This window comes from Roseateles sp. P5_E8 (assembly GCF_054177665.1).
Map to the genome: position 1 here is coordinate 21258 of NZ_JBGCUM010000029.1, position 14866 is coordinate 36123.

Annotated in this window: 13 protein-coding genes; 3 read left to right on the forward strand and 10 right to left on the reverse strand. The window is 70.0% G+C overall.

Annotated features, from left to right (window positions below; translation table 11 throughout):
* Nucleotides 1-4: 4 nt before the first annotated feature.
* From ACXRVZ_RS17025 to rsmB, 3 genes are read right to left on the reverse strand one after another with little or no spacing between them, the layout of a single operon-like run.
* Entirely contained in the window at nucleotides 5-2290 is a 2286-nt protein-coding gene (locus ACXRVZ_RS17025) for an ATP-binding protein (RefSeq protein ID WP_458232610.1), read from the reverse strand.
* Nucleotides 2287-2847 (reverse strand): DUF4390 domain-containing protein, encoded by a 561-nt coding sequence (locus ACXRVZ_RS17030; RefSeq protein WP_457423081.1) that lies wholly within the window; start codon nucleotides 2845-2847, stop codon nucleotides 2287-2289. The genes ACXRVZ_RS17025 and ACXRVZ_RS17030 overlap by 4 nt, the downstream gene beginning before the upstream one ends.
* Before the next feature lies 1 nt (nucleotide 2848).
* Nucleotides 2849-4177: a 16S rRNA (cytosine(967)-C(5))-methyltransferase RsmB gene (gene rsmB, locus ACXRVZ_RS17035; protein ID WP_457423083.1), complete on the reverse strand. Its 1329-nt coding sequence runs from the start codon at nucleotides 4175-4177 to the stop codon at nucleotides 2849-2851.
* Nucleotides 4178-4220: 43 nt separating this feature from the next.
* Between rsmB and folE the strand changes: the two genes are divergently transcribed.
* A complete protein-coding gene (gene folE / locus ACXRVZ_RS17040) occupies nucleotides 4221-4922 on the forward strand; it encodes a GTP cyclohydrolase I (RefSeq protein ID WP_457423085.1) in 702 nt (233 codons plus the stop codon).
* Nucleotides 4923-5100: 178 nt separating this feature from the next.
* Here the strand turns inward: folE and ACXRVZ_RS17045 are convergent, their stop codons facing one another.
* Genes ACXRVZ_RS17045 through ACXRVZ_RS17055 form a run of 3 tightly spaced genes read right to left on the reverse strand, consistent with a single transcriptional unit; the run spans nucleotide 5101 to nucleotide 7777 of the window.
* Complete coding sequence (locus ACXRVZ_RS17045; protein ID WP_457423087.1) at nucleotides 5101-5646, reverse strand: LemA family protein; 546 nt, start codon at nucleotides 5644-5646, stop codon at nucleotides 5101-5103.
* Nucleotides 5643-6347: a 7-cyano-7-deazaguanine synthase QueC gene (queC, locus tag ACXRVZ_RS17050; protein WP_458232611.1), complete on the reverse strand. Its 705-nt coding sequence runs from the start codon at nucleotides 6345-6347 to the stop codon at nucleotides 5643-5645. The genes ACXRVZ_RS17045 and queC overlap by 4 nt, the downstream gene beginning before the upstream one ends.
* A gap of 23 nt (nucleotides 6348-6370) precedes the next feature.
* Nucleotides 6371-7777 carry a hypothetical protein gene (locus tag ACXRVZ_RS17055; protein WP_458232612.1) on the reverse strand — a complete coding sequence of 469 codons (1407 nt, stop codon included), beginning with the start codon at nucleotides 7775-7777 and terminating at the stop codon, nucleotides 6371-6373.
* A 137-nt stretch (nucleotides 7778-7914) separates the two neighbouring features.
* Between ACXRVZ_RS17055 and ACXRVZ_RS17060 the strand changes: the two genes are divergently transcribed.
* Complete coding sequence (locus tag ACXRVZ_RS17060; RefSeq protein WP_457423093.1) at nucleotides 7915-9510, forward strand: mucoidy inhibitor MuiA family protein; 1596 nt, start codon at nucleotides 7915-7917, stop codon at nucleotides 9508-9510.
* A 51-nt stretch (nucleotides 9511-9561) separates the two neighbouring features.
* On the forward strand, nucleotides 9562-9894 hold the full coding sequence (locus tag ACXRVZ_RS17065) for a YciI family protein (protein ID WP_457423095.1): 333 nt from the start codon (nucleotides 9562-9564) through the stop codon (nucleotides 9892-9894).
* 33 nt (nucleotides 9895-9927) lie between these two features.
* Here ACXRVZ_RS17065 and ACXRVZ_RS17070 read toward each other — a convergent pair whose 3' ends face one another.
* The 4 genes from ACXRVZ_RS17070 to ACXRVZ_RS17085 form a co-directional block, all read right to left on the reverse strand.
* Nucleotides 9928-11316 (reverse strand): pectinesterase family protein, encoded by a 1389-nt coding sequence (locus ACXRVZ_RS17070; RefSeq protein ID WP_457423097.1) that lies wholly within the window; start codon nucleotides 11314-11316, stop codon nucleotides 9928-9930.
* A gap of 34 nt (nucleotides 11317-11350) precedes the next feature.
* The gene (locus ACXRVZ_RS17075; RefSeq protein WP_458232613.1) at nucleotides 11351-11650 is read right to left on the reverse strand and encodes a hypothetical protein; all 300 of its coding nucleotides are present in this window, start codon (nucleotides 11648-11650) and stop codon (nucleotides 11351-11353) included.
* Between the two features lie 139 nt (nucleotides 11651-11789).
* Entirely contained in the window at nucleotides 11790-13049 is a 1260-nt protein-coding gene (locus ACXRVZ_RS17080; RefSeq protein ID WP_457423206.1) for a glutamate-5-semialdehyde dehydrogenase, read from the reverse strand.
* A 20-nt stretch (nucleotides 13050-13069) separates the two neighbouring features.
* Nucleotides 13070-14860 carry a hypothetical protein gene (locus ACXRVZ_RS17085; RefSeq protein WP_457423099.1) on the reverse strand — a complete coding sequence of 597 codons (1791 nt, stop codon included), beginning with the start codon at nucleotides 14858-14860 and terminating at the stop codon, nucleotides 13070-13072.
* Between the last annotated feature and the right edge of the window lie 6 nt (nucleotides 14861-14866).

Below are 14866 nucleotides of genomic sequence, written 5' to 3' on the forward strand. Positions count from 1 at the left end.
ATCCTTAGGTCCTGGCGCTCGCGCCACCGGGCTCGGTGGCCGGCGCAAGATTTGAAAATGATAGCGAAACTTGCGCGCCGGTCACCGGCAGCTCCGTTCCTTCATCGGTAGGAGAGCCCGCATCCGCAGCGGCATGCAGGTTGCGCAAGGAGATGCGGGCGCCGTGTTCGTCGGCAATTTTCTTCACAACGGCCAGGCCCAGGCCCGTGCCTTTGGTCTTGGTCGTCACATAGGGTTCGAAGGCGCGCTTGAGCACCTTCTCGGCAAAACCGGGGCCGTTGTCGATGATGTGCAGGCGCACGGAGCGCGGCGCGCCGGCGTCGGTCAGCGACAGCGAGGAGCGCACGGTAACGCGGCCGTCGGGGCGATCCTGCACAGCGTCCAGCGCGTTCTGCACGAGGTTGTGGATGACCTGGCGCAGCTGGCTGGCGTCGCCCTTGATGTGCAGCAGGCTGGGCGCGAGATCGGTGAGCAGGCGGCCCTTCTCCTGCGCCTCGGCGTAGAGGCTGAGCACCTCGTGGATGAGGCCGTTGAGCTCCAGGGGCTTCAGCTGCGCCGACGGCAGGCGGGCGTAATCGCGGAACTCGTTGACGAGCTGCTTCAGCGCCTGCACCTGGTTGACGATGGTGGCCACCGAGCGCACGAGCATGGCCTGGTCGCTGCCCTCCAGCTTGGCTTCGAGCTTGTGCTGCAGGCGCTCGGCGGAGAGCTGGATGGGCGTGAGCGGGTTCTTGATCTCGTGGGCCAGGCGGCGGGCGACCTCGCTCCAGGCCGCCGAGCGCTGGGCGGAGACGACCTCGGAGATGTCGTCAAAGACGACCAGGCGGGCGCCATAGGGCAGTGGCGCGCCACGCACGAGCAGGGCGAGCGCGTGCCGCTTGGGGTCGAGCTGGAGCTCGAAGGATTCCTGCCAGAGCTCTCGGTCCATGTCGGCCGCGCCGTCGTTGCTGAGGCTCTGCTCGAAGCGCTGCACCAGCGAGGCGGAGAAGTCGGCAAGACCTGGCACATCGGCCAGCGGGCGGCCGATGTAGGCCGACAGCGGCAGGCGCAGGATGCGCGTGGCGCCTGGGTTGACGGTCTCGATGTGGCCATCGGGGTCGAAGACGAGGACGCCGGCGGTGAGGTTGTCCAGGATGGTCTGCAGGTGGGTGCGGGCGGCGTCGAGCTCGGCCACCGTGCGCGAGACCTGGGCGCGCGCGTCGGCGAGCTGGCCGGTCATGTCGGCAAACGATCGTGTCAGGCCGCCCAGTTCATCGCGCGAGGCAAGCACCGGGCGCACGGAGAGGTCGCCCTGGGCCACCATGCGCACGCCGTCGGCCAGCATCAGCAGCGGCCGCGCGAGCTGGTTGCCGAGCGTGACGGCCAGCAGCAGCGCGGCGAAGACAGCCAGGATGAGCACCAGCGTGAGCGTGCCGAGGTACATGCGGCGCAGGCCGACGCGTTCCAGCGCGCGCTGCTGGTATTCGCCGTTGGCCGTCTGCACGGCCAGCGCGTTGGCGAGCGTGCTGGCCGGCACGCGCTGGATGACCATCAGGTAGCGCTCGCCCAGGCCCAGGCGCAGTTCGGTGTTGGGCAGCAGCGCCAGCGCGCGGATCTGGGCACCGCCCTGCAGGGCTGCGGCCTCGTCTTCCAGGCCTTCGAGCTGGCTGACCGGCCCCCCGCCTCGCGCACGGCTCAGCATGCTGTCACTGGGCCGATCAGGCGTCAGCTGGCGGGTATCGCCACCGCCCTCCAGCAGGATCTGGCCTTTGCCGCCAACGATGGCGACGGTGCGGGCGCCGAGCTTCTCGCGCAGGCGCTCCAGCGCGAGAAGCTGGGGCGTGTTGTTGTCGGCCAGCTGCTCGGCGGCGTCGCGGGTCTTGGCGCCGAGGTCGGCCACCATCGCGTCCAGCGTGCCGCGGCCGAGGTTGAGGCCGGCCTCAAGCGCGCTGGCCAGGCGCACGTCGAACCAGGTCTCGATGCTGCGGTTCACGAACTGGTAGGAAACGGCGTAGATCATCAAACCGGGCACGACGCCGACGAGGGCAAAGATGCCGGCGAGCTTGAGCAGCAGCCGGCTGCCGAAACGGCCGCTGCGCACCCGCACGAAGAGCCGCACGGCGGCGGTCAGGATGATCAGGGTCAGCACGGCGGCGACACCGACGTTGACCCAGTAAAGCCAGTGGTAGTGGCGCTCGAAGAAGCCGCGCTCGGAGGTGGTGCCGACGATCAGCACGAAGGCCAGCACACCGGCCACGCCCGTGAGGGTCACCAGCGTGATGACCCAACCCCAACGCGACGCTTTCGTCATTTAAGGGAAAAGTCGGGCGCGAAGTTGCGCTTCTGCTCGATGCTGAGCGCAAAGCCCGACTGCAGGCCGATCTGCATGGGGCGGGGCAGCTGGGTGACGTCGAGCTTGTAGCTGAACTCGAGGTAGTAGCTGCCTCCGTCCTCGATGTCCTTGGGCTCCGCGATGCGCCARTTGCTGATGCCGCGGATGACGCTCAGGGCTTCGTCCAGCGTGGCAAAGCTCTGGTGCAGGCCGCCGTTGGAGATGCGGTACTGGCGCGTCAGCGACTGCCAGGCCAGCCGCCAGGTGCGCTCGGCCTGGGCGATGCGGGCGTCGCGCCAGTACCAGCGGTTACGCAGCACCTGGGCCTCAGCCACGAAGTACAGCGGCACGCCCTTGTGCAGCGCGTCCTCGGCCAGGCGGCCGAGTTCGAAGCGGGTCGTGAAGCTCAGCTCCAGCCCGTCGTCCGCGCGCCGCGTGGTCAGCTGGGCCAGCTCGACGCCATCGGCCCGCGCAGCGCCCGGCAACAGGGCGAGCAGCAAGGCGACGAAGGCAGCGATGGCGATGCGGGCGAACAAGTCAGGGTTTCGTGATCAGGGCGTAGAAAAAGCCGTCCAGGGTCGGCAGAGGTCGTTCCGCATTCTCGGCCACGGGCAGCAGGTGACCCGTGAACCCGGGCACGGCAGGGGACTTCGCGTCAGGCTGGCGTTGCAAAAATGCGTCGAGCTGGGCCTGACCCTCGGCGCGGAAGACCGAACAGGTGGCATAGACGAGGCGCCCGCCCGGCGCCAGCAGCGGCCACAGCGCGTCCAGCAGCTCGGCCTGGATGCGGGCCAGCGCGGCGATGTCGTCCGGCCGGCGCAGCCAGCGCACGTCGGGGTGGCGGCGCACGATGCCGGAGGCGCTGCAGGGGGCGTCCAGCAGGATGGCGTCGAACAGCTGGCCGTCCCACCAGGTGGCCGGCTGGCGGGCGTCGGCGGCCTTCAGCGTGGCCGTCTGGCCCAGGCGGTTGAGGGTGTCCTGCACGCGGGTCAGGCGCTGGGCGTCGGCGTCCAGCGCGGTGAGCTGCAGGTCGGGCTGCAGCTCCAGCAGGTGGGCCGTCTTGCCGCCGGGCGCGGCACAGGCGTCCAGCACGCGGGCGCCAGGTTTGAGGCCGGCACCGATCAGCAGGGGCGCGGCGAGCTGCGCGGCGGCGTCCTGCACGGAGACCAGGCCTTCGGCAAAGCCCGGCAGGGCCGTGACGGGGGCCGGCTTGTCGAGGACCAGGGCCTGGGGCGTGGGTGCGCCGAGAACCTGGGCGCCCATGCCGAGGCCGGCCAGGCGCTCGGCGTAGTCGGCGGCGGACGTGCGCCGGGCGTGCACGCGCAACGTCATCGGCGGCGGGCGGTTGTTGGCGGCCAGGATGGCCTGCCACTGCGCCGGCCAGTCCTGGCGCAGCTTCTCGACCCACCAGGCCGGGTGGTTGAAGGCGCCCAGCGGGCTGCGCTCGGCGGCGGCCACGAGGGCGTCGCGCTCACGCAGGAAGCGGCGCAGCACCGCGTTGATGAAGGCCGCGCTGGCCGGCGCGCGCTGCTTGGCGGCCTTGACGGCCTGGTCGACGAGGGTGTGGTCGGCATACATCGGCGTGTTTGCCGGCTCGGGATCGGGCCACAGCAGCGCGAGTGAGACGAGCAGCAGTGCATCCACACGCGGCGGCGGCGCCTTGGGCGCGAGCTGCTGGCGGGCGGCCTCGGCGCCGCCCAGGCGGCGCAGCGCGGTGAAGGCCAGCGCCTGCGTGCCGGGACGCAGGTCGGCAGGCACGCGGCCCAGCAGCTCGGTGAGGGACTTGCCCTCGCGCACGCCCTGCACCGCGTCCGCCGCCTGGGACAGCAGCCGGTGCAGCGGAGCAGATTGGGGGCTTTGGGACATCGCTTCAGTGTAGAAGTGCTCTTTGCCGAGACAATCCGCGCCCATGAACGCCCCCGCCCCCGACGCCCCCGTCTCAGAGCGCATCCGCTACCGCCTCGTGTCGGCCGGCTGCCGTCACCACGCCAACGACAACATTGCCGCCTACGTCGAGCCGGGCGAGCTAGACGCATTGCAGGCCGAGGTGCAGGCCAAGATGCAGGAGGTGCTGAAGAGCCTCGTCATCGACACCGACAGCGACCACAACACGCAGGAAACCGCCAAGCGCGTGGCCAAGATGTTCGTGCGCGAGGTCTTCGCCGGCCGCTACACCAGCCAGCCCACGGTCACCGAGTTCCCCAACGTCAGCCGACTGAACGAGCTGATGATCGTCGGCCCGATCACCGTGCGCAGCGCCTGCTCGCACCACCTCTGCCCCATCATCGGCAAGGTGTGGATTGGCATCATGCCCAACGAGCATTCCAACCTGATCGGCCTGTCCAAGTACGTGCGCCTGTGCGACTGGATCATGAGCCGCCCGCAGATCCAGGAAGAGGCCGTCATCATGCTGGCCAACGAGCTGGAGAGCCGCGTCAAGCCCGACGGCCTGGCCGTCGTCATGGAGGCCGACCACTTCTGCATGCACTGGCGCGGCGTGAAGGACATCGAGGCGGCCATGACCAACAGCGTCATGCGCGGGGCGTTCCTGACCGATCCCAACCTGCGGCGGGAGTTCCTGTCGCTGATGCCCAAGAAGTCGGCGGGCTGAAGCTCAGAGCTTCATACCGAGCCAGGCGGGGCTGATGCATTTGGGGCCGAGCGCCGGGCCGCTCCCAAGCCGGCCCGCTTGGGCGATGTGCGTGCGGCTCAATGCCGCATGCATCGCCGTCCCCTCGGGGGACCGACCAAGTCCGCCCGCGTTCAGCGCGGCGGATTGGGCGAGGGGCTCACAGCGACCTTGCCTCGCTAAAACCGTACAGGTTCGCCAGCACCCGCGTCGGGAACTGGTGCAGCGCCTCGTTGTACTGCCCCACGGCCTGGTTGAAGACCTGGCGGGTGAAGGCGCGCTGGCGTTCGATGAGCTTCAGCTCGCTGATCAGCGCGTCGATCTCGGTCTCGCTGCGCAGCTCGGCCTGGTGGTCCAGCAGCGACATCAGCCGGGTGAGCGCCGCCGCGTGCAGCGCCCCCGCCACGGCCAAGCTGCCGGCCGGGTCGGGCGCCCAGGGCTTGGCGCGCAAGGCCTGGGTGGCGGCCTGGGACTCGGTCTGCGCGCCGGCCAGCGCGTCGAAGGTGGCCTGCTCGCTGGGCAGGCGCGGGGCGACGATGGCCAGCAGCTTGTCGCAGACCTCGCCGCGCTCCTTCAGGTGAGCGTCGAACTGCGTGAAGGCCTCGCCGATGGCATTGCGCAGCGACATCAGCCGGTTGTAGGCGCCAATGCCCCAGAAGAACAACAGCGCCGCCGCGGCGACGCCACCCCACTGCCACGCCGTCATGCGCCGGCCTTGTACTGCGCGAAGCCGCGCGCCCGGAGCGCACAGGCCGGGCAGTAGCCGCAGCCATGGCCCCAGTCGTGCAGCTCGCCGCGCTCGCCGAGGTAGCAGGTGTGGGTCTCTTCGACGACCAGCTTCACCAGCGCCTCGCCGCCCAGGCTCTCGGCCAGGCGCCAGGTGGCCGCCTTGTCGATGAACATCAGCGGTGTCTCCAGCGTCATGGGCGAATCCAGGCCCAGGCTGAGGGCGACCTGCAAGGCTTTGAGCGTGTTGTCGCGGCAGTCCGGATAGCCGGAGAAATCGGTCTCGCACATGCCACCCACCAGCACCGTCGCGCCACGGCGGTAGGCCAGCGTCGCGGCAAAGGTCAGGAAGAGCAGGTTGCGCCCGGGCACGAAGGTGTTGGGTAGGCCGTTGGCCTGCAGCTCGATCTCGCGCTCGCTGGTGAGGGCCGTGTCGCTGATCTGGCCCAGCAGGCTCAGGTCCAGCAGATGGTCGGCGCCGAGCTTGCTGGCCCAGTGCGGGAACTGCCGCGCGATCTCGGCGCGCACGGTGTTGCGGCAGTCCAGCTCGATGCGGTGGCGCTGGCCGTAGTCGAAGGCCAGCGTCTCGACCTCGGCGTAGCGGTCCAGCGCCCAGGCCAGGCAGGTGGTGGAATCCTGGCCGCCGGAAAAAAGCACGAGCGCTTTGCGGGTATCGGTCATGGGCGGGATGCTAAATGCTGCCGTCACCGGGATGGCTCCGGGCGCGCAGACCGCCGCTCGCACACGGTGAGCAACCAGCCCGCCCTCTCAGGGGCCGACCGCCGGCACTCGGCGGCGTCAGGGAGAAACCCCTGCAGAAGTTCAGCCTGCAGGCCCCGGGGCAAGTACGGAAGCGTCGCCAGCAGCGCGGCCCGCATGTGGCGGGTCTGCGCGTCATTGTCCTGGCGCAGCCGCGGAAAGTCCGGCGACATACACAACGGCCGATCGTCCATGGGATGGGCGCGCAGCCGCTGCAACGCATAGTCGTTGCGCAATTCACCTGCCTGTGGGCTGTCGTCGGACAGCATGTTCTGCGGCAGGCGCGGGCAGCCGCCCCCTTCGCGCTCCGCAGCCAGCAACGCCCCGACCAGCGCCGCCCGCCGCTGCGGCCAGAGCAGGTTCAGCACCTGCAGAGGTTCGAAGCGCTCCATCAGCGCCGCGGACTCCGGCGCGACCAGGCTGCGGGCCAGGCTGCGGCCGATCACGTCGCGCATGAAGTCCCCGGCTCTGCCATCGGGCTGCTGCTGCAAGGCGGCAAGCGCGGCACGACTGGCCACGGCACCCCGCAGGGAAGGCGCCAGCCGCTTCAGCTCTGCATCCAGCCTGCCCAGCGCCGCAGCCAGCGCGGGGTCCGCCGGCAGGACATCTGCCCACAGCGACAACAGCAGCACGCAATCGTCCGGCCCGCGCCCCGTACAACCCTGCGCGTCGAGCGTGCGGGCAAACTTGCCGGCAAGGTGTTCAGCCAAACGCTGGCTCGCCGCAGGGCCATGCCTCAGTCGGGCCTCGGCGGGCGAGTACCTCGCCTCAAGACGGCCCAGACACTCGGAAAATCTCAGGCTCTCCGGCCCAAAGGCTTGCGCTGCCACCGGCAATGCCTCCACCAGCGTGCGCATGGACTCGTCGAACGCCACCTGTTCCGGCGCCCACCAGGCTCCGCCGGGCATGCAGGCCCACAAGGCCACGAAGGCCGCAGGCTCGGCCTCCCAGTTGGCCGCCGGCCCGACAGGCCAGGGCAACGGCTTTGCCGAACGGGCTTGCCGAGCCTGCACGAGCTCGGCAGGAAACCAGCGCTGCATCTTCGCGAGAACGTCTGACGGMTTGTCGAAGCCCAGCCGCTCCGAACCACTGCCGAAATAGGCCAGGGCCTGCTGTCGCGTGCGCAGGCTCAGCTCCGGCCAAGCCGGCGACTCCATCAAGCGGTCGACGCGCTGGCGGATTTCCAGCGTGCCCTTGATCTGGCTCAGCCCTTCTTCGGCTGTGGCGGCCACGCGGTAAACGTCGGCCTTGGCGGCCTCCATTTCGGTGTCGTCCATCGCGAGCGCTGGACTAGCCAGGCCCGCCAGAACCGTCCAGGCCAGCGCCAGGCGCAGGGCGGCAAATACCCTCATCCGCACACTTCGTTCCCCGGCGCCCGGCCCAGTCGGGTGGTGGAGTCCTGGCAGCCGGAGAAAAGGACCAGGGCATTGCGCGGGTAGGTCATGGGCGGGATGCTACCTTTGCCCTCTCACAGGCTTCACGCTCTCCCATGCCTCACCTCCCGAACTCCTGGCTTGCCGTCTGCGCCGCGGCGCTCGCCCTGCACGCCGCAGCCCAGGCCCAGTCGTCCCGCATCGACGAAGTCCTCGTCTACCCCGGCGGCGCCCAGGTCACGCGGCTGGCCACGGTGGCGGCCGGCGCGCGCGAGCTGGTGCTGACCTGCCTGTCGGCGCGCTTCGACCCCGACTCGCTGCAGATCGCCGCGCCGGCCGGCGTCAATCTCGGGCCGGTGCAGATCGAGACGCTGCCGCGCGAGCGCGCGCCGGAGTGCGCCAACAGCCCGCTCGATGAGCAGCTGCGCAAGCTGGAAGGTCAGCGCGACGTGCTGGCGGCCGAGTCGAGCGCGCTGGAGACCAGCCTGGGCTACCTGAAGGCGCTGGGCGGTGGCGAGGCGCGCTCGACGCCGGCCACCGGCATCGCCGCCACGGCCGACAGCATCCGCAAGACGGCGCAGGACGCGCTGCTGAGGCAGGCCCAGTTGAGCCGCCAGATCGCCGACATCGAGAAGCAGCTCGCGCCACTCAAGGGCGAGCGCGACCGCGTGGCCGCCGCCAACCCGCAGTGGCGCAGCCTGCGCCTGCGGCTGTCCACGGCGCGCGAGGCCGAGCTGAAGCTGAACTACCGCGTGGCGCAGGCCGGCTGGGCACCCAGCTACCGCGCGCTGCTGGACACCGCCAGCGGCGCACTCAACCTGGAGCGCCTGGCCCAGGTGTCGCAGCAGAGCGGCGAGGACTGGAAGAACGTGACGCTTCGGCTGTCCACGGCGCAGGCGTCGCAGAAGGTCGGCCAGAACCCGCCGTGGCCGTGGAAGCTGGACCTGCAGCCGCCGCCCGCCAAGATGGCCGAGACGCGCGCCATGCCGATGGCCGCGCCGCCCCCGCCGCCGGCGCCCGTCGCCGCCATGGCTTCACGCGCCAGGGACGAGCCCGAGCAGGAACGCTTCGATCTCAGCGTCTTCCAGGGCGCCTTCGCCACCGAGTTCGTGCTGCCGCTGCGCGGCAACATCGACAGCGGCACGCAGCGCGCCAGCCTGTCGCTGGGCACAGAGAAGCTGCAGGCCAGGGTGCTGGCCCGCGTGCAGCCGCAAAGCGAAGCGGCGGCCTATCTCGTCGCCGACACGCCCAGGCCCACCGGTGCGTGGCCGCGCGGCGCGCTGCAACTGGTGCGCGACGGCGCGCTGGTGGGCAACAGCACGCTCAACATCGCCAGCGGCGAGGAGCGGCTAGAGCTGCCCTTCGGCCGCGACGACGCCGTGCGCGTGCAGGTCGAGCCCGAGCAGCGCAACGCCGCCAACACCGGCTTCATCGGCGCGCGCGCCGAGCACCGCTACGGCCGCGCCTGGGTCATCGAGAACCGCCACACGGCGGCCATCACGCTGCAACTCATCGAAGCCGCACCGGTGTCGCAGCACGAGGACATCAAGGCGCAGGCCCAGTTCAGCCCGGCGCCCACAACGCAGGCCTGGCGCAAGCAGCCCGGGCTGGTGCTGTGGGAGCTGCCGCTGGCGGCAGGACAGAGCCAGCGGTTCACGGCGGACTATGTGATCAGTGCGCCGAAGGAGGCGCAGGTGACGGGGTTGCGTTAAGGGGAACACCGTTTGCCCCGACCAAGCCTGCGAAACAGCCGAGGTGCCGTCATGGCGAAGTTCATCACCGTCGGGTATGGCGATGAGAGTGGTTACAACCGGACCGATCCCGCCGTGCGCGACGCCTCGCATGCGCACGATGCCCACCTGAAGGAAGGCGGCACCCTGATCGGCCGGGCGGGCACGCCCGTGCAGGTCCGCAACCCCGACGGTGCGGGCGTGCAAACCGCGGACGGGCCCTATCTGCGCAGCGACTTGCCGATTGCAGGCTTTGCCGTCATCGATGCAAAAGACCTGCGGGAGGCCATTGCACTGGTGTCGAAGTCACCGTGTGCGGTGGCGCATGGCGTGGTCGAGGTGTGGCCGCTTCAAGAGATGTCCTGAAGCGGCCGCTCCGCCGCGCTTCTGCTCCCAGCGTCAGGCGGTGGCCGGCAACCTGGGCTCGGCGAACACCAGTTCCGCCCCCGCCTCGCTGCCGATGATGGCGCCGCGGTCGAAGACCAAGGCCAAGGGCGCGACGGCGCCCTCGCCGGCCGGCACCTGGAACTCCAGCGTGTTGGAGCCGCTGCCGCCGACGTAGCGCGCGCGGCGGCCGGGGCCCAGCGCCAGTTCGGGCGCGCCCTTCACGGTGACGAGGCGGTCAAACGCGACGGCGTAGCGATCAACCCGCACGCCGACCGCAATGGCGCGCGGCCCCTGGCGGCTCTCCGGGTCCCAGGAGCCGCCGAAGGTCCAGCGGGCGGTGATGTCTTCGGCCCGCGGCGCACCCACCGCATGCGCAAGGTTGTCGGCCAGCCAGCCGAAGTCGCCGCTGCGGCGATGGCTGTTGTGGAAGTAGCTGCGCACACCCACGCTCGTCTCGCGGGCGATCTTCTCGTTGGCGGCGATGTCCTTCTCGCTCGGCGTGCCGCCATCGAGCGGATAGCGCACGAGGTAGGGCGGCTTGTCGCGCAGGCGCTCGGAAAAGCTGCAGTCGACGAAGAAGAACTGCGCGTCGCGGTGGGCGCGAGCGAGGAAGAAGTCGGGTGGGCCGTCGACGCGCGTGCGGCGGATGACGAACTTCTTGTCGGCGTTGTTGTTGCCGCCGTCATGCCAGAACGCCGCCTCGGCCTTGGGGTAGACCTGCGCTATGTCGCAGTCGGTCATGTAGCACCAGCCGCGCGGGCAGACGAAGTCCACCGAGCCGATGACGCGCAGGCCACGGTGGTAGTAGCGGCCGCCGTCCTCGGTCAGCGGCGTGGCGCCGGGGCCGCTGGACAGGCCAGCCTCCTCGCGCGACTTGCCCTGGCGCCACAGCGACAGCGTGTCGGCGCCGCGGCTCAGGATGTCGGCGTTCTGGATGATGGTGCGGTCCGCCCGCCCCAGCACCGCGAAGGCATGCGGGCCGGCGGTCTCGACGGTGTTGTGGATGGTGAGGTTCTCGGCGACGAAGTCATGCGCCGTCGACGAGATGTTGAGCACCGCCGTGCCGATGTCGTCCTTGGGCGCGCTGGCCGGCCGGTTCAACGCGATGCGCGTGCCGTGGCGGCTCTCGCCACGCAGCGTCACGTAGGCGGCGTCGACGCGGACGTGTTCTTCGTAGACGCCGTCGCGGACCAGCACGACGCGGCGCTCGCGGTTGTCCTTGGGGATGGATTGCAGCGCGGCGTGGACGGACGTGAAGTGGCCGGAGCCGTCCTTGGCGACGATGAGGTCGGGTTGGAGTTGGTAGGGGGCGGAGGCAATGCCGGGCACTGCGACTCCCGCCAACAGGCCGCCGATAGCACTGCGACGGTTGATCTGGAAAGCCTGTTCGACGCCTCTCATACCTTTCCTCCAAGTCCTGGGCGCCGAAGGACGCTCAGGGGACAGACTTACGCGAATACTTCGCAAGTTGATCAGCAGATCGCGGCAACGGGCCAGCAGCCAGAGCGACGACCGAAATGTCCAATGCGCCTGGATCCGTTGTCTTGATTCGTGCCGAATACCAGCGTTCTCTTGAGCAGCCCGAAACAAGCCAGTCTTGTTCGACCTGAGGCGGCATCGTTTCGCCCGCACCGCCCCTGAACCTTTGGCCCGTCGCCGAAAAGTAGTCGCTAGCGGACGCCCCCTCGATCGCGCAACCAGAGTCGGCGCGAAATTTCGCGATCACGCGCTCCATGGTTGTATCCAAGAGCTGCGGGGACGACCACAGAGAGCCAATGGGCGCCGCACATCCGAAAAGCGTCACTGCACCAAGGGCGCAGACGATAAAACGGCTCATTGATCCCCACCAAGTGCTTGAGGAAGGGTCGGCTGGCTCACCCCCTCACCTCACCCTGCCCCAACACCACCCACTTCATCGACGTCAGCCCCTCCAGGCCCACCGGGCCGCGGGCGTGGAACTTGTCGGTGGAAATGCCGATCTCGGCGCCCAGGCCGTACTCGAAGCCGTCGGCAAAGCGGGTGCTGGCGTTGACCATCACGCTGGCCGAGTCGACCTCGCGCAGGAAGCGCATGGCGTTCGGGTGGTTGGTCGTCAGGATCGCATCCGTGTGGTGTGAGCCGTAGCGGTTGATGTGGGCGATGGCTTCGTCGAGTGAATCGACCAGCTTGATGCTGATGATGGGCGCGAGGTATTCGGTGGACCAGTCTTCCTCGGTCGCGGCCACCGCGCCGGGCACCAGGGCCAGCGTGCGCAGGCAGCCGCGCATCTCCACGCCCTTGGCCTTGAAGACGGCCGCGATGCGCGGCAGGAAAGCCGGCGCCTGGGCCGCATGCACCAGCAGTGACTCGGTCGCGTTGCAGGGGCTGTACTTCTGCGTCTTGCCGTTGTCGACGACCTTCACGGCCTGTTCGAGGTCGACCTCGGCGTCGACATAGCTGTGGCAGTTGCCGTCCAGGTGCTTGATGACGGGCACCTTGGCTTCGGCGCTGATGCGCTCGATGAGACCCTTGCCGCCGCGCGGGATGATGACGTCCACCCATTGCGGCTGCGAGATCAGCAGGCCGACGGCGGCGCGGTCGGTGGTGTTGACGAGCTGCACGGCCGCACGCGGCAGGCTGGCTTCTTCGAGCGACGCGCTCACGATCTCGGCCAGCGCGAGGTTGGAATGAATCGCCTCCGAGCCGCCGCGCAGGATGCAGGCGTTGCCGCTCTTGATGGCCAGCGACGCGGCCTCGATGGTCACGTTGGGGCGGCTCTCGTAGATCATGCCGAACACGCCCAGCGGCACGCGCATGTGGCCGACGCTGATGCCGGTGGGGCGGCGCTTCACGCCGGTGATCTCGCCGACGGGGTCGGGCATGGCGGCGATCTGCTCGCAGCCTTCGGCCACGGTGGCCAGCGTCTTGGCATCGAGCTTCAAACGATCCCGCAGCGGGCCGCTCAGCTCGGCAGCGCCGGCCAGGTCGCGGGCATTGGCTTCGGCCAGCGCCGGGCCGGCCTCGCGCAGGCGGCGGGCCAGAGCCAGCAAGGCGTTGTTCTTGGCGGCCGTGGGGGCGGCGGCCATCGCGGTGGCGGCGGCGCGGGCGGCGCGACCGAGGTCGTCCATGTAGGCAGTCAGGCTCATGGCCGCCATTTTCATCGACGACCCCTCGCCTAGAGCTTCGTAAGGTCGGGCCCGCCCTCCGCGCCGAACCAAGCCTTGCTCAACGCCTGACGAGCGCTCTGCTCGGCGGCGGCGTCGCCGCGCTTCTTGTAGACCTCGGCCAGGGCGGCCAGCGCCCAGCCGTTGTTGCGCACGCGGGCCAGCGATTCGCGCAGCGCCGTCTCGGCCTCGTCCAGCCGGCCCTGGCGCAGGCGCACGGCGCCGAGGGACTGGCGCACCGGGTAGTACCAGTAGGGCGGCTCGGTGTAGGCCAGGCCGTCCTCGATGGCGACGGCCTGCTCCAGCGCAGTGGCCGCACCGGCCAGGTCGTCCTGCGCATCGGCCAGGCGGGCGGTGGCGACCAGGCGGGCCGTCTGCGCAATGGCCTTTGCGGGGATGCCCCAGGCGTCGAAGGGGGTGAAGTCGGCGCCCTCCAGCTTCGTCAACGCGGCGATCTCCTGCTGGGCTGCCGCCGCATCCTTGCGAGCGGCCTGGGCCACGGCCCGGGCGTAGTGGTACATGACCCGCACCAGCAGCAGGTCGTCGGCAGGAGCGGGCAGCGCCAGGATGACGTCAGGCGGACTGAACTGCGCATGCGTCGTGTAGGGCGCGGCCTTGACGGGCTGCATGATGGGGAAGGCCTTGACGACGTCGACCGGCATGGACGCATCCAGCCGGGCCGCCGCGTCCACCGCCGTGCGGCCGTCACCGCCCATCTGCGCCGACACCATCAGGAAGTGGATGTTGTGCGGGTAGTAGGCCGAGCGGTAGAGGGGATCGGACGGCGAGGTCTTGAAGTAGGCCTCGTCCACGGCGATGGCGCGGCGGTTCAGCTCCAGCGACTCGCGGTACAGGCCCACGCGGTAGTAGATGTGGGCCGGCATGTGGACGATGTGGCCGGCGCCGGGCATCAGCGCGGCCAGGCGGCGCGCGGGGGCCAGCGCGCGCTCGGGCGTCGTGGACGCTTCGACGGCGTGGATGTAGAGGTGGATGGCGCCGGCGTGGTCGGGGTTGCGCTTGAGCACGGTCTCCAGTGCCGCGACGATATCGGCCGCACGGCCCTTGGGTTTCGCGCCGCCGGCCTCCCAGTAGTCCCAGGGCTGGGTGTCCATCGCAGCCTCGGCGTGCAGCACCTGGATGAGGTCGTCGCCGGGGAAGTTCGCGGCCACGCGCTTCATCGCGTTGGCGTAGTCGGCGTCCAGCGGCGCGCGGTCGGCGGGCGGGTTGGGCAGGTAGCGGATCTGCAGGGCTTCGATGAGGGCCTTCTCGCGCGGCGGCAGGCCGCGCTTCAGCGCCTCCGCACGTTGCAGCGCGGCCCAGGCGGGCGCGACGGCCTCGGCCTGCATGGGCACGTTGATGTTGGGGCCGAGAACGAGGGCCTCGCCCCAGAAGCACAGGCCGCAGCGCGGGTCCAGCTTCTGCGCGGCCTGGAAGGACCGCTGCGCCTCGGCATGGTTGAAGGCCAAGGCCAGGCGCAGGCCCTGGTCGAAATAGGCCTGCACCTTGGGCGCGGCCTTGCCGAGCTTGAAGCTCATGGCGCCCAGGTCGCCGTAGAGCGGCACGTCGCCCGCAGCGGCCTTCATCGTGGCGGGCTGGAAGGGCGCGGTCTCGCTCTTGCGCGTGGCGGCGGCGAGCAGCGCCTGCAGCAGCAGGGGCTGGCCGCCGGCCGCCGCGCGGCACAGGCCGCCGCCGTCCAGCAGCGGGTCGAAGGCGGCCCTGGATGCACTGCCGGCAGGCAGGCCCGCGGCGGCAAGTGCACTGGCAGACACGAGGCGGAGGACGCGGCGGAGGAGCGGCTTCATGGAGTC

Coding starts and splice junctions, on each gene's coding strand:
- ACXRVZ_RS17025 (WP_458232610.1), bottom strand. CDS start 2,290: ATGACGAAAGCGTCGCGTTGGGGTTGGGTCATCACGCTGGTGACCCTC.
- rsmB (WP_457423083.1), bottom strand. CDS start 4,177: ATGTCCCAAAGCCCCCAATCTGCTCCGCTGCACCGGCTGCTGTCCCAG.
- folE (WP_457423085.1), top strand. CDS start 4,221: ATGAACGCCCCCGCCCCCGACGCCCCCGTCTCAGAGCGCATCCGCTAC.
- ACXRVZ_RS17045 (WP_457423087.1), bottom strand. CDS start 5,646: ATGACGGCGTGGCAGTGGGGTGGCGTCGCCGCGGCGGCGCTGTTGTTC.
- queC (WP_458232611.1), bottom strand. CDS start 6,347: ATGACCGATACCCGCAAAGCGCTCGTGCTTTTTTCCGGCGGCCAGGAT.
- ACXRVZ_RS17060 (WP_457423093.1), top strand. CDS start 7,915: ATGCCTCACCTCCCGAACTCCTGGCTTGCCGTCTGCGCCGCGGCGCTC.
- ACXRVZ_RS17065 (WP_457423095.1), top strand. CDS start 9,562: ATGGCGAAGTTCATCACCGTCGGGTATGGCGATGAGAGTGGTTACAAC.
- ACXRVZ_RS17070 (WP_457423097.1), bottom strand. CDS start 11,316: ATGAGAGGCGTCGAACAGGCTTTCCAGATCAACCGTCGCAGTGCTATC.
- ACXRVZ_RS17075 (WP_458232613.1), bottom strand. CDS start 11,650: ATGGAGCGCGTGATCGCGAAATTTCGCGCCGACTCTGGTTGCGCGATC.
- ACXRVZ_RS17080 (WP_457423206.1), bottom strand. CDS start 13,049: ATGGCGGCCATGAGCCTGACTGCCTACATGGACGACCTCGGTCGCGCC.
- ACXRVZ_RS17085 (WP_457423099.1), bottom strand. CDS start 14,860: ATGAAGCCGCTCCTCCGCCGCGTCCTCCGCCTCGTGTCTGCCAGTGCA.